Here is a 12,890-nt window from a genome sequence, read left to right as displayed (position 1 = left end):
TTGGTAGGCAACTGCCTCCGGGGTTCTCTTTATACAAAAAAGATAACGACTACAGATGAGAGAAAAAGGAAAGCTAAAATGAAAAAACAATTTCCACTAAAAGGGCTTCTGGGAGGCGCGAGTATCGTACTCGGAGCCATGTCCAGTACCCATGCCAGCGCAGGCACTGCCTTTGTACACCTGTTCGAATGGAGCTGGAATGATATCGCCAGTGAATGTGAGGAGTTCCTGGGGCCGAAAGGTTTTGATGCGGTGCAGATCTCCCCGCCCCATGAACATATCAGCCACTCCACCTGGTGGGCGCGCTACCAGCCGGTTTCCTACACTAACCTGACCAGCCGCAGCGGTACCGAGGCTGAGTTACAGAGCATGATCAGCCGCTGTAATGCGGCGGGTGTAAAAGTCTACGCAGATGTAGTCATCAACCATACGGCGGCCTGGAATGGTGGAGGCACGGGTTGGGGCGGTACCGAGTGGACACTGTTGAATCACCCCGGTGAGTTTTCCTCTTGGGATTATCACTCCGATTGCACTATTGATAACTATAGCGATGCAAATAATGTCTGGAATTGCCGCTTGAGTGGACTTCCAGATTTGGATACTGGTTCCAGTTATGTTCAGCAGACCCTGGCCGATTACCTAAATAAATTACAGGGTATGGGCGTTGATGGTTTCCGTGTAGATGCGGTTAAGCATATGTCTCCCAGCGATATGTACAGCATCATGAGTAAAGCTGGTAATCCCTGGATCTTTTCTGAAGTTATCGGCGCAGCTGGCGAAGCCTCTGAAATCCAGCCATCAAATTATACATTCCTGGGCCGTGTGACTGAATTTAAGTACGGCACTGATGTAGCGAGTAATTTTAACGGACAAATTAAAAACCTCGCCAGTATTGGCGAGAGTTGGGGACTTTTATCTTCCAGCGATGCAGTTCACTTTATTGACAACCACGATCGTGAACGTGGCCACGGGGGTGGCGGTAACCTGACCTATCACGATGGCTACAAGTATAACCTGGCCAATGTTTTTATGTTGGCACACCCCTATGGCTATCCGAAGGTAATGTCAGGTTATGACTTTACCGATACGGATATTGGTCCCCCCAATACTGGTCCGGAGAGTTGTGAAAACAACGAATGGGTATGTCAGCACCGATGGGGCAATATTGCCAATATGGTGGGTTTCCGTAACTACACCGACGGCACCAGTATGGAAAATTGGTGGGATAACGGAGATAACCAGATTGCCTTTGGACGCGGTGATAAAGGCTATGTCGTTATCAATAACGAGGGTAATTCTTTCAGCCAGACACTGTATACAGGCCTTCCTGCTGGGGACTACTGCAATGTCCTGGCGGGAGATGATGAGTGCAGTGGCGATGTTATTTCCGTAGGCAGCAATGGCTATGCAACTTTCAATGTTGCAGCTTATTCCGCTGCTGCCATTCACGGTGGGCAGCTATCTGGTCCCTGTGGTGATGAATGTTCTGGTACAGGTTTCCCCAGCCTTTATTTCCGTGGCACAGCAAATAATTGGGAAGCGACGGCTTTTCAATTGGTAGCAGATAATACCTGGCAATTGGTGGTCAATTTTGATGGCCAGGCAGACCAACGCTTTAAGTTGGATATCTACGGTGACTGGACCGAAAATTACGGTGACGATGGTGCTGATGGCACATTGGATCAAACCGGAGCAGATATTTATATTTCAGTAACCGGAAACTATCTCATTGAAGTAAATGATGAGACTCTGGCCTATTCGATCACCGAGGTCTCTTCCCAGCAAGCACCCACTGCAAGTGTGACTCCAGTATCCAGCACAGTAGAAGTCAATCAGAGTGTCACCCTGGATGCCAGCAGCTCTACTGATAGCGACGGTAGTGTGGTTTCCTATAGCTGGAGCAGTGGTGGTAGTTCTTCCTCGACGACTTTGAGCTTCGCCAGTGCGGGCACTTATACCGAGACAGTCACTGTTACTGACAACGATGGCCTGACCGATAGTGCTACGGCAACCATTACCGTGACTGATCCCAATGCTGGTTATGCTCAAAACTTTACGGCATTAAATTTCCGCGGTACGCCCAATAGCTGGGGCACTCAGACGATGACCCTGGTTGCAGATAATACCTGGCGTGCCACTGTGGTGTTTGATGGCAGCAGTAACCAGCGCTTTAAGTTTGATGTTAGCAGTGACTGGGCTGAAAACTACGGGGATAACAATGCGGACGGCTCTCTGGAGCAGGGTGGGGATGATATCTACACCGAGGTATCAGGTACCTATATTGTTGAGGTAAATGATGAAACCTTGAGCTACAGCCTGACCTGTGCAGACTGTGGTAGTTACGCATCCAACTTTTCCTCACTTTATTTCCGTGGCACACCAAATAGTTGGGGTTCTGACGCTATGGAATTAGTTGCCGACAATACCTGGGAAATCCAGGTAAATTTTGATGGTCAATCCCAGCAGCGTTTCAAATTCGATGTTAATGCTGACTGGAGTGAAAACTACGGCGATAGCGACTCCGATGGCGACTTGGAGCAGGGTGGATCTGATATCTACACTTCTGTAAGCGGAAGCTACAAGGTGCAGGTGAATGATCAAACCATGATTTATAGTGTGATTGCACTGTAATTGATAAGAGCCTGCAGGCGAGGAAGTTGGTCTGCAGGCTTCTTTAGTTATTTATTTTCTTTTTCTTTAGCCAGCAGAGCTTGTTGTAGCGCCTGCAATTTTGCAATCTCTTCTTGATTTAACTTTGGGTTCGATACACAACGAGGATCGGTTTTTTGCAGCAAGGCCAGTATTTCTTTTGTTAATGGTATGGGTTCACAGCCGTGTCCGGTCTCGCAAATTAAATCCCACTGCGGTTTGGCTTGGACATGACAGGCAAAGCAGTTACCTCCAAAACGGTTAACTACATCAACAAAACCTCGCTTACGGATTTTGCTGCCTCCCTCAGAAACATCCAGTTCAAAAAACTCCCAATCTTTAGTGGCGGGGTTAAAGCCTTTTTGGTGTTTGACCATCACTTCCCCGGGGACTAACTGGACCACTGATCCAGGAGGATAAACACCTCCAGTGTTGGAGTTTGCGACCTCTAGAGTCCCATCCAGATCTCCCAGTAAATTATCCACATAAAACCCCCGCACCTTGGTCATATCTCGGATGCAGTTAAAAGTCTCGTCTGTCACCTGGATAGGTGCTTCGCTCTGTTCAGCCTTGTTAGTTTTAGCCATTGTAGGAAGTGTTACTGATGATAAAAGTGCAGCCAAAATTAGGTTTAGTAGTGAAAAATAGTGGCTAGGTTGTCGGTTCATAATCTCCCCTTGTATATCAATTTCGGCTTTTATTTAAATTGTGCACAATATAATTGCAGGCAATATACATGAGGTAGTGTTTATGTCAAGCGAGTTACCTGATGAGTATGGTTAGGGATTGTCGGGATTATGTTGTGAGAAAGGGGGTAGGGTGGGTATAAATTGCTGTGCTTAAGCGTTCTTGGAGGGGAGTAGTCCCCTCCAGGGCTGAGTGGCTATTTCTGGGGAACAGTGGATATTGCAAAGATATGGCTTTCGTAGGGTGCCAACTGGATCTTTGTGGAGGCTTGGTCTTTTTCCAAGATAAGGTTTGCCACCTTATTGGATATCTGGCTTTCAGCCAGGTAGCTGCCCGGTTGTAGTTTCCAGGCCTCTAGAAGTGCTGTAGGCAACTGAAAATTAAACTCCACTGCCCTGTTATCGAAGTTGGCGATTACCAACAATTTTTCATGTTCGCTCCAGCGGGCAAAGGAAAATTGTTTTTCCCCATAGCCAGAGTTTTGCTTGCGGTTGTAGCTGTGCAAGTCCAGGTAATCGCCAAGTAAGGCCGGGCTCTGTTTGGAGAAATTAAGCAGGCGCTGGTAGAAGCTGCGCAGCTCTTTTTCTTCTTTTGTCAGCAGTGCAGTGTCAAAAGCGCCCTCATTGTTCCAGCGGCGCACATTGGGTACTGACCAGTAGTCGAAAATGGTGGTGCGGCTGGCTTTACCGAAGCCGGCATCTTTGTTGGCGGGCTCTCCCAACTCCTGGCCAAAGTAAACCAAGGTAGGGGCTGGAGAGAGCGCGGCAGATACCAGCATTGCAGGTTTACCAGCCTCTGGGTTGCCAGAAAATTGTGCGCTGGCAATACGCTGCTCGTCGTGGTTCTCCATAAAGCGCAACATATGAGAGGAAATATCTACCAGGCTTGCCTGTACCTCTGCGATTTTATCTGCACCGCCCTTGTTCTCCATGACCGCACGAATAGCGTCGTAAGTGCCGACTTTATCGTAGAGGTAATCCATTTTGCCCAGGTGCAAATAGTCCCGATAGCGCTCTGGAGTATAGATTTCGGCAAGTAACAGTGTGTTGGGGTTGCGCATTTTGATGGAGGAATTCAGGTAGCTCCAGAACTCTACCGGTACCATACCGGCCATATCATAGCGGAATCCGTCCACGCCAAAGTCCAGCCAGTAGTGGGCGATATCGCGGAATTTTTCCCAGGTGTCCGGGACTTTCTTGTCTGCCCAAAACTGGGCGTGGGCCCGGTAGTCGCGCTCGGCATACTCCTGGGGTAGCTCAGAAAAGTTCTTGCTGTTATCGGGGCGAACGCCAAAATTAATTTTGACGGTTTCATACCAGTCGTGCATGGCAGGTTGTGCACTGCGCGCGCCATTACCGGTCCATTTAGCTGGACTCTCTACAAACTGCCCATCGACAAGATCATTGGCTTCGCCATTGAGTGGCTGATAACTGTCTTCTGCAACCGGCACGCGGAAGTCTTCGCCCACCACATAGTAGAAATTGTTGTTGCGGGCGTAGGTGACCTGGGTGTTGTCGCCAGCTCCAAAATCCTGCACGCCTTGGGGTTTATCGAGAGAATGATAGGCGCGGGCTACATGGTTAGGCACTATATCGATAATTACTTTCAGGCCGGCCGCGTGGCTGCGTTCCACCAGTGCGCGGAATTCCTGTAATCGCTCTGCTGGGTTATTGGCCAGGTCTGGGTTTACGCTGTAGTAATCCTTGATGGCATAGGGAGAGCCGGCGCGGCCTTTGACCACATCTGGATCATCGTTACTGATACCGTATTCCGTATAGTCGCCAACGAGCGCGTGGTGCAGGGCGCCGGTGTACCAGATATGGGTGGCGCCCAGCGCGTGGATTTCATTCAGTGCTTTTGGGGTAAAGTCGGAGAACTTGCCCACACCATTCTCTTCGAGTGTGCCCCAGGGTTTGTTGGTACTGTTAGTGTTGCCAAATAAGCGCGGTAGCACTTGGTAGATAACAGCTTTTTTCTCCGCAACTTTTTCAGCGGGCTGTATTTCTTCCGGGCTGCTCTCCTGGCTGCAGCCGGCAGTGCCGAATAGAGCAGCGCCCAGTAGGGAAGCCGAAAGGAGTTTGGCAATAAACAGGGAATGTAACTTCTTCATTGTTTCCTGATGACTTTAAATTTTTTTGTCAGTGAACAGCGGTTTGCTGAATTATTGATTTTTGAGCACTAAATCCAGCGGTTCTTTGTGCCAGTCAAATTTAACCAGCAGTTGCTGCTTGCGCTTGTTGTACCAGGCCCCACGGGGTGCCTGAGCAAAGTCTTTTTCACTGTCGAAAATAGGCAGGGATTCGCCGGTAACATCAAGCTGCGCAGGCACTTGTTGCCAGTTGTGGATCTTTAAATTGACCTTGCGGGATTCCGGCATACCGGTATAACCGTCTCCTTCTCGATTAAAGGCGAAGGTTAAACCCTGCTGTTTGTTTTCAGCTGAGAAATGCAGCTTCTCGTATTTGCCTTTTTCAAAAGCCTGTGCGGTAGCGCCATCATCTTCATAAACATAGCGCTCGGACTTTGCTGCTGATGAGTGCGCGTAGTAGTCCAGGGTCAGGTTTTTACTGGAGTAATCACGACTGCTGTGGACATCGTCAATGGTGGGAATAATGGCGCCGGCCCGCACCAGTACAGGAATCGTTTTCAGGTTCACTTCTACCAGGGCCTGATCGCCAGAATATTGTTCATCAGTCCAGTAATCGAACCAGGTGCCGCCGGGCAGCTTTACCGCGACCTCATCCACATCTTCTTCCACGACTGGGGCAACGAGGAAATCTTGACCCCACAGGTAGGCATCCTTGTAGTCCAGGAGAGATAGGTCACTTTCGTTTTCGAAAAACAGCGGGCGCAACAGTGGCATGCCGGTCTGGCTGTTTTCGAAGGCGAGGGTGTAGTTGTAGGGCAGCAGGCGATAGCGCAGTTTTACATATTCGCGCAGGATATCGCGGGTGCGGCGGTCGTGGAAAACCGGTTCGGAAGCAATATGATCCTGGGCGTGCGGGCGGTAAACCGGTTGGAATACGCCGTACTGTAACCAGCGGATATAGAGTTCGCGGTCAAATTTCTCACCGCCGGCAAAGCCACCCAGGTCTGAATGGGTGTAACCAAAACCCAGCAAGCCCATACTCAGTGCCAATTCCACCTGGGGCTGTAAGCCACCCCATTCCCGAGCGACGTCGCCGGTCCAGGGGATCATTCCGTAGCGCTGGGAGCCGGTAAAACCGGAGCGCATCATAATAAAGGGGCGGCGCTCAGGGTGCTTTGCCGTTTGGCGTTCGTGCAGTAATTGCGCCCAGGCGTGGCCGAAGGCGTTGTGGATTTCATCGGCCATACCGATTGCGTGAACGGTATCGGAGGGGTGAACTTCCGGTTCACCCAAGTCGCCCCACCAGCCGGCTACGCCCTGTTCCAATAACCCGTCGTAAATATTCCAGAACCAGTCGCGGCCATCTTCGGAGAAGACATCGATCAGGCCGGTATTGCCGAAATAGAAATTAAAACGCTTGGGCTCTCCGGCCAGGTTTTTGGCCAGGGCATTATTCGCCACGGCTTCCTGCCAGCGTTCGGAGGTGGAGAGAACAAAAGGTTCGGTCACCAGGATGGTATTGATGCCGCGTTTTTTAAGGTCGGCCATCATCTTTTCTGGTTCGGGAAAGGCTTCCTTGTCCCAAGCAAGGTTGCCCATATGGCCTTTGATATCCGGGCCAAACCAGTAGAGGTCCAACACCAGGGCGTCCAGGGGGAAATCTTCTTCGGCAAACTTATCCACGGTTGCACGGACTTCAGTTTCGCTGTGATAGCCAAAGCGGGAGGCGAAGTTACCCAGGGCCCAACGGGGTGGCAGGGGCTGTTTGCCGGTGGTGGATACATAATTTTCCAGCAACTGTGGATAAGTCTCACCGGCTACCACGATGTAAGCGGTGCGCCCGGCTACGGCTTCAAATTGAAGGATATCTTCTTCGTTTGCGCCCAGATCCAGGGTGCCGGTGGCAGAGTTGTCGAACAGCAGAATGTATTTGTTGCTGGACAGTACTGCTGGCAGGGAAAAATACATCTGGTTGGATTCGGTGGTGTATCCGTAATGGGCACGGTTATACAGAGGGAGGCGTTGACCGCGACGGTCCATCCCCATAACCCGCTCTCCGCCACCCAGCAGTTTTTCCTCTGGCGACAGTACGAAACGGAATCCGCGCATCGTCTCGGTGGCAAAGAAGCCACTCTCTTCACTCAGGATTTGTTCGTTACCGCGCAAGTACTCGATTCGGAAGGGAGACTTGTGGATGACCGCAGTAAGTGAGCCAGTGCGGTAAACGAGCTTGTCTCCTTTTTGCTCCAGCGTCGCCTCGGGTCGGCCGGCAGAATCGCTGGCCAACGCAAATGAGGGCAACTGCTTCAGGCCTTCGCGGCGATAGTGCACCGATAGCGCCGACGGACCAACCGGGGTGAGGGTGACCTCGCCCTCACTCGTCTGTACAGTTAGTGAGTCTTCGCTCATGGTGTGATCGCGGTAGTTGCGCTGTTCAGCGGCCAGGGATTGAGCGCTCAGGCAGAGTGTAGCTGCGAGGCACACCAGACGCAGGAGTGGGAGTTTTAGGATCATCGCGCGGGACTTCAGTTGCTTGATTAGGATTCACTGTTTTGTGTTGGCCCGGCGTATACGCATGGGCCTGAGTTTATCCTAAAGCGAAGGATCTGGCCCGCATCCTCCCCTATGGGGGAGGATGGATGCTCCGGGAGTGCGTGTGAGAATGGCAGAATAAGCATAACTAGTGATGCGGTGACCTCTATGACCCAATCAGCAAGCAGCGCCGTTGCGCCGCAAGCCCAGCAACCGCGCTTGCCCTTTTGGCAGGTGTGGAATGTCAGTCTCGGTTTTCTCGGGGTGCAATTTGGCTTTTCTCTGCAAAATGCCAATGCCAGTAGAATCTTGTCTGACCTGGGAGCGGACCTTCACTCTCTATCCCTGTTCTGGATAGTAGCGCCGCTCATGGGACTGATCGTACAGCCGATCGTGGGTTCAGCTTCGGACCGGACCTGGAGTCGCTTCGGTCGCCGCAACCCCTTTATCCTTTTTGGTGCCATCGCCGCAGCCCTGGGGATGGCGTTTATGCCCAATGCCGGGATTGTGGTGGCGATAGTGGCCCCCATTATCTTTGGCGGCGTTATGTTGGCCCTGATGGACGCGGCCTTTAACGTGACCATGCAGCCTTTCCGCGCCCTGGTATCCGACATGGTGCCATCAGAGCAGCGCACCCTGGGTTACTCGATACAGTCTTTGCTGATTAACATTGGCGCCATCTTCGGTTCCATGTTGCCATTCATCCTGACTAATGTGATTGGTCTGGAAAATACTGCCCGTGCGGGAGAGGTGGCGCCCTCCGTTATATGGGCTTTCTATATCGGCGCCACAGTGCTGCTGGGTAGTGTGTTGTGGACTGTGCTGCGCACCAAGGAGTATCCGCCGGAGCAGTACAATGCCTATAAAGGTCTCGACTCCGCGCAACTTGAGCGGGAGAGACAGCAAAAAGTCCCACTGGCAAAGCGCTTGATCGGTTTTTTCCAGCTGCTAATTAAAATGCCGCGCACTATGCGCCAGCTGGCCCTGGTGCAATTCTTCTCCTGGTTTGCCCTGTTTATTATGTGGGTTTACACCACGCCTGCGATCACTCAGCACGTTTGGGGAGTGGAAGCCAAGTGGTTTGATCCCGCCTATCTGGAAAGCGTCAAAGAAATTCCCGCACATATCGCTGCCGCTAAGGGTGCTGCCGGTGACTGGGTAGGAATTATTTTTGCTGCTTACTCCCTGTTTGCAGCGATCTTCTCTATTGTCCTGGCCCGTTTGTCTCAGGTGCTGGGGCGTAAGCTCACTTATTCCCTATCGCTGGCACTGGGCGGTTTGGGATACATCAGCTTCCTGTTCTTCCAGGGGGGCGATCCCACACAGGTGAATCTGTTGATTACAGAAGTTTCCGTACCCAGTGGAGCCCTGGGATTATTGCTACCGATGGTGGGTGTGGGCATTGCCTGGGCCGCTATTTTGGCCATGCCCTATGCGATCCTCTCCGACTCGCTGCCGGCGGATAAGACCGGTGTTTATATGGGGATTTTTAATTTCACTATCGCCGCACCACAAATTGTTTCTGCCCTGGTAGCTGGCTTGATATTGAAAACAGTTTTCGAAAACCAGGCAATTTACATCATTGTTCTGGCGGGGGTGTGTATGTTGCTTGGCGCTATATCGGTGGCGCTGGTGAGGGAGAGTTCAGAACCCGAGCCCGCATTAAAGGCAACTACTACAGCTTGATAAAAAGTTGTAAAAGATTGTTAAAAAAGCCCCTATTTGGGGCTTTTTTATTGCCGGGATTCCAGGTTTTCCCAAATTTTTCGCATTTATGAGGCTGCGGAGTTTTATGGCGGCATTTTGACAGCCTGGTGTGAGCGTACCTAGACTGGGCGAATCTCACCGGAAATGAATTAAATTATGTCGATATTCCCTGCTATTGATCAGGCATTAGAGGCTTTTGCCAGTTTTGTCTGGGGTCCGCCCTTATTGGTGCTACTCGTTGGTGGCGGCCTCGCGCTATTAATCTATTCTCGTGGCCGTCCCTACCGCCATCTTGGGCACAGTATTGGGCTTTTAAGTGGCCGATACGATGACCCCAATGACCCTGGACAAGTGAATCACAGCCAAGCACTCTCCACAGCGCTTTCGGGAACCCTGGGACTTGGCAATATTTCCGGGGTTGCCATCGCAATTACGATTGGTGGGCCTGGGGCGATTTTCTGGATGTGGGTAACCGCCCTGGTGGGGGTGGCTACCAAGTTCTATACAGCAACGCTGGCGGTGATGTTTCGCGGTCGCGATGCCTCCGGGGAACTGCAAGGTGGTCCTATGTATGTTATTCGCGAGGGGTTGGGCCGACGCTGGATGCCGCTCGCAGTACTGTTTGCCGTGGCGGGACTCTGCGGTATGTTGCCGGTGTTTCAGTCCAATCAAACCACGCAGCTATTGCGCGAGTCTTTTGCTGAGCCCTTGGGTTGGGTAGCGCCCGGAGGTTCATTCACTTTTGATTTTGTTATTGGCTTATTAATTGCTGTTGCATCGGCCTATGTTATAGCCGGTCGTATCCAGCGTATCGGTAAATTCTCCGCAAGAGTAGTGCCGGGCATGGTGCTATTTTATCTGGGCATGACCCTTGTGGTGATTGTCAGCTTCTGGGAGCAGGTACCGGCAGCATTTGCGCTGATCTTCTCGGATGCTTTCAGCGGTCAAGCTATTGCTGGAGGTACTCTGGGTTCGGTAATCACAGTAGGGGTGAGCCGGGGCGCATTTTCCAATGAGGCGGGTATAGGCACAGAGTCTTTGGCCCATGGTGCAGCGAAAACCCGTGAGCCCGTTCGAGAAGGCGTGGTTGCCATGCTGGGCCCCATTGTAGACACACTGGTTATCTGCACTTGCACTGCCCTGGTGATACTACTGACTGGCGCTTGGCAGCAGGAAGGGGATATTGCCGGCGTTACCCTGACTGCACAGGCATTTTCTCAGGTGTTTGGGCAGTTCGGCCCAATTTTGCTACTGCTAATGGTCCTTCCGCTGGCTTTCAGCACTATCGTTACCTGCTGGTATTACGGCATGAAATGCTATGTTTTTCTTTTCGGTGGCCGCTGGCAGGGTCTTTATACCGGACTCTACATGGTGCTGATTATATTGGGTGCGGTGGCTTCTTTAAGTGCCGTAAACAGCATCATCATCGGGATGTATGCGGTAATGGCGATTCCAACAATGGTGTCTACTTTATTGCTGGCAAGGCATGTTAATCGAGCGGCCCACGATTATTTTACCCGTATGGATTTAACAAAGAGAAAAGAGGCCGAGGCTTCCTAATTAAAAAAGGCGGACTAAATAGTCCGCCTTTTTTATGGTTGGTAAAAATTTACCTGTTACTTCCAACTTAAGGCACCACGGACACCTTGGTACCAACCTTGGCGTGGGCATAAAAAATCTTAGCCATATGCCAGGGGATACGAATACAGCCATGAGAGGCGGGATATCCCGGGACGTGGCCGGCATGCATGGTAACGGGGCCATTGATACGCATCATGTAATCCATAGATGCCCCGCGGAATCGAGAACCCGCAGGTTTGCGGTGGCGGCGCACATCCACATTGCTGCGCATTACATAGCCCCGTGGGCTGATGTAGTGACCGTACAGATTTGATCGATGGCTGTATTTCTTCTGTGAAATACGGAAGTTACCGGTAGGTGTGCGGTGTCCGGGTTTGCCGGTAGATACCGGGGACATACCGGCCAGGCGCCCGCCCTTATAGAAGTATGCCATTTGATCACTGAGGTCGATCACAATACGCGGTGTTCCCTGAATATTGGATTTAAACCACATATGGCGGCTATGCCGTGGATTCGCTGCGTATCTGGAATGTGTTCCGTATCTGGAGTGAGCCCGATAATTCCTGTTGTATCGGGAATGCGCCCTGTAATTTCTGTTGTATCGGGGGTGTGCTCTGTAGTCCCGGTTGTGCCTTGAGTGCGATCTGTAATTCCTGCTATGCCGTGAATTTGCTCGGTAGTCCCTGCTATACCTGGAGTGTGCTCCGTAGTTTCCATGTCCATGTTGAGCGCTGTATCGCGAGTTATAGCGGGAATTGGAATAATCCACGGCATAGGTCAGTGGGGCAAGAATTGCAGATCCCACAATCACTACGGCAGCGGCGAATGATGATTTTTTGCGTAGAGATCCCTTCTGTTTCGTGGAAATGGATTGATGATTTTGCAGCGAAGATCGGCTATGCATTACACACCTCTCTACTACCAGTGGGCCGTGTAAACAACCGTGGATTTTGAATCCAGCTACAGTTTGTCTTAGGGCAAGTATTTCTGCCCTACTACAGGGACAAGTCCATAGCTGGTGATTTCCCCAAAGCAGATAACCGTATACTCGGCCTCGGCTGCGGGTTGGTACTGCGGCGGCATGAACCACTACAAGTCCAAGGGATGGTAAGGTGGGTCTTAAGGGCTGGTGACAACAAAAAGGAATATACTGAGGTTCTCTTAGAGGATGCTCTTCTATTTGTTAGTGATTTTGAGGAATTTTGTCTTAGTTGCTAAGGTTTTATGAGTTATCTACCGTAACTTGCGAGTCAATTTCCAGCGTTCTTGAACCACACCAGAATAATAGAAATAGCGTTCAAAAAGTTTTTATTATTTATTTCATCTTAGTAAGTGTCGCGACTATACCATTATCCACATTTATCCCATTTCTCATATTTATTGTGCAGGCCTTTGCGCATTAGAAAATTTAATAAAGAAATTTTCTTTTTGGGATCGCCCAAAATATTTCTTTCTGGTTTGAAAGCCAAGTAAACGAACCCACCCTTTTTGCGTTATGTGATAGCTGATTATTGGAAGCTCCCCTGAAAATGAAATACCAGGGTAGGGATGATTACTTTTAATATTTATTAAATAGGATTTGGCTATGACTGGAAGATCGACGTTACCCATATTTTTTCTAGTATTTATTGTAATGCTTTACAGC

At 50.6% G+C, this 12,890-nt stretch carries 9 protein-coding genes; 3 read left to right on the top strand and 6 right to left on the bottom strand.

What is annotated here, in order from left to right; genetic code table 11:
- The first annotated feature begins 78 nt into the window (after positions 1-78).
- Entirely contained in the window at positions 79-2,631 is a 2,553-nt protein-coding gene (locus ACJJI8_RS03610) for an alpha amylase C-terminal domain-containing protein (protein WP_444934301.1), read from the top strand.
- Positions 2,632-2,678: 47 nt separating this feature from the next.
- Here the strand turns inward: ACJJI8_RS03610 and ACJJI8_RS03605 are convergent, their stop codons facing one another.
- From ACJJI8_RS03605 to ACJJI8_RS03595, 3 genes are all read right to left on the bottom strand, one after another.
- Positions 2,679-3,134 (bottom strand): hypothetical protein, encoded by a 456-nt coding sequence (locus tag ACJJI8_RS03605; RefSeq protein WP_444934300.1) that lies wholly within the window; start codon positions 3,132-3,134, stop codon positions 2,679-2,681.
- A 398-nt stretch (positions 3,135-3,532) separates the two neighbouring features.
- Positions 3,533-5,446 (bottom strand): alpha-amylase family glycosyl hydrolase, encoded by a 1,914-nt coding sequence (locus tag ACJJI8_RS03600; protein ID WP_444934299.1) that lies wholly within the window; start codon positions 5,444-5,446, stop codon positions 3,533-3,535.
- Between the two features lie 51 nt (positions 5,447-5,497).
- On the bottom strand, positions 5,498-7,939 hold the full coding sequence (locus ACJJI8_RS03595; protein WP_444934298.1) for a glycoside hydrolase family 31 protein: 2,442 nt from the start codon (positions 7,937-7,939) through the stop codon (positions 5,498-5,500).
- 186 nt (positions 7,940-8,125) lie between these two features.
- Here ACJJI8_RS03595 and ACJJI8_RS03590 point away from each other — a divergent pair, with 186 nt between their 5' ends.
- Both ACJJI8_RS03590 and ACJJI8_RS03585 read left to right on the top strand, forming a co-directional pair.
- Positions 8,126-9,643 (top strand): MFS transporter, encoded by a 1,518-nt coding sequence (locus ACJJI8_RS03590; RefSeq protein WP_444899705.1) that lies wholly within the window; start codon positions 8,126-8,128, stop codon positions 9,641-9,643.
- Between the two features lie 177 nt (positions 9,644-9,820).
- Complete coding sequence (locus tag ACJJI8_RS03585; protein WP_444934297.1) at positions 9,821-11,224, top strand: alanine/glycine:cation symporter family protein; 1,404 nt, start codon at positions 9,821-9,823, stop codon at positions 11,222-11,224.
- A gap of 67 nt (positions 11,225-11,291) precedes the next feature.
- Here the strand turns inward: ACJJI8_RS03585 and ACJJI8_RS03580 are convergent, their stop codons facing one another.
- The 3 genes from ACJJI8_RS03580 to ACJJI8_RS03570 form a co-directional block, all read right to left on the bottom strand.
- Positions 11,292-11,738, bottom strand: a complete 447-nt coding sequence (locus ACJJI8_RS03580; RefSeq protein ID WP_238152069.1) for a L,D-transpeptidase family protein — start codon at positions 11,736-11,738, stop codon at positions 11,292-11,294.
- Positions 11,696-12,019 (bottom strand): hypothetical protein, encoded by a 324-nt coding sequence (locus tag ACJJI8_RS03575; RefSeq protein ID WP_444934296.1) that lies wholly within the window; start codon positions 12,017-12,019, stop codon positions 11,696-11,698. Before ACJJI8_RS03575 ends, ACJJI8_RS03580 begins: the two co-directional genes overlap by 43 nt.
- Positions 12,020-12,622: 603 nt before the next feature.
- Positions 12,623-12,856, bottom strand: coding sequence for a hypothetical protein (locus ACJJI8_RS03570; protein ID WP_444934295.1), 234 nt, complete (start codon positions 12,854-12,856; stop codon positions 12,623-12,625).
- Between the last annotated feature and the right edge of the window lie 34 nt (positions 12,857-12,890).

This window comes from Microbulbifer maximicatervae (SeqCode) (assembly GCF_052467695.1).
This window is presented reverse-complemented; position numbering and strand designations above follow the sequence as displayed.

Coding starts and splice junctions, on each gene's coding strand:
- ACJJI8_RS03585 (WP_444934297.1), top strand. CDS start 9,821: ATGTCGATATTCCCTGCTATTGATCAGGCATTAGAGGCTTTTGCCAGT.
- ACJJI8_RS03575 (WP_444934296.1), bottom strand. CDS start 12,019: ATGCCGTGGATTATTCCAATTCCCGCTATAACTCGCGATACAGCGCTC.
- ACJJI8_RS03590 (WP_444899705.1), top strand. CDS start 8,126: ATGACCCAATCAGCAAGCAGCGCCGTTGCGCCGCAAGCCCAGCAACCG.
- ACJJI8_RS03610 (WP_444934301.1), top strand. CDS start 79: ATGAAAAAACAATTTCCACTAAAAGGGCTTCTGGGAGGCGCGAGTATC.
- ACJJI8_RS03595 (WP_444934298.1), bottom strand. CDS start 7,939: ATGATCCTAAAACTCCCACTCCTGCGTCTGGTGTGCCTCGCAGCTACA.
- ACJJI8_RS03570 (WP_444934295.1), bottom strand. CDS start 12,856: ATGGGTAACGTCGATCTTCCAGTCATAGCCAAATCCTATTTAATAAAT.
- ACJJI8_RS03580 (WP_238152069.1), bottom strand. CDS start 11,738: ATGTGGTTTAAATCCAATATTCAGGGAACACCGCGTATTGTGATCGAC.
- ACJJI8_RS03600 (WP_444934299.1), bottom strand. CDS start 5,446: ATGAAGAAGTTACATTCCCTGTTTATTGCCAAACTCCTTTCGGCTTCC.